The sequence below is a fragment of the Actinomadura chibensis NBRC 106107 genome, assembly GCF_001552135.1.
Taxonomy (GTDB): Bacteria; Actinomycetota; Actinomycetes; order Streptosporangiales; family Streptosporangiaceae; genus Spirillospora; species Spirillospora chibensis.
The window spans coordinates 1-910 of record NZ_BCQP01000129.1 but is presented as its reverse complement, the minus strand read 5'-3'; the positions used below and the strand labels follow the sequence as shown (position 1 = coordinate 910).

General features: G+C 58.0%; 1 rRNA gene. It reads left to right on the top strand.

Annotation, left to right across the window (positions count from 1 at the left end):
- A 23S ribosomal RNA gene (locus tag ACH01S_RS41735) occupies positions 1-910 on the top strand; the annotation flags it as partial.

The window sequence follows — 910 nt, the reverse complement described above, 5'->3', positions numbered from 1 at the left end:
CGTGATGGCGTGCCTTTTGAAGAATGAGCCTGCGAGTTATGGTGTGTGGCGAGGTTAACCGGTGGCGGGTAGCCGTAGCGAAAGCGAGTCTGAAGAGGGCGTTTTTAGTCGCATGCTGTAGACCCGAAGCGGGGTGATCTAGCCATGGGCAGGGTGAAGCGCCGGTAAGACGGTGTGGAGGCCCGAACCCACCAGGGTTGAAAACCTGGGGGATGACCTGTGGTTAGGGGTGAAAGGCCAATCAAACTCCGTGATAGCTGGTTCTCCCCGAAATGCATTTAGGTGCAGCGTTGCGTGTTTCTTGCCGGAGGTAGAGCTACTGGATGGCTGATGGGCCCGACAAGGTTACTGACGTCAGCCAAACTCCGAATGCCGGTAAGTGAGAGCGTGGCAGTGAGACTGCGGGGGATAAGCTTCGTAGTCGAGAGGGAAACAGCCCAGATCATCGGTTAAGGCCCCTAAGCGTGTGCTAAGTGGGAAAGGATGTGGAGTTGCCGTGACAACCAGGAGGTTGGCTTAGAAGCAGCCATCCTTGAAAGAGTGCGTAATAGCTCACTGGTCAAGTGATTCCGCGCCGACAATGTAGCGGGGCTCAAGCACACCGCCGAAACCGTGGCACTCCAACCAAAGGTTGGGGTGGGTAGGGGAGCGTCCTGCAGCCGGTGAAGCCGCCGAGTGATCGAGTGGTGGAGGCTGTGGGAGTGAGAATGCAGGCATGAGTAGCGAATCACACGTGAGAAACGTGTGCGCCGGATGACCAAGGGTTCCTGGGGCAGGCTAATCCGCCCAGGGTAAGTCGGGACCTAAGGCGAGGCCGACAGGCGTAGTCGATGGACAACGGGTTGATATTCCCGTACCCGCTGGTACGCGCCAACGCTGAACCCTCTGATGCTAACCACCCGAACCGTGG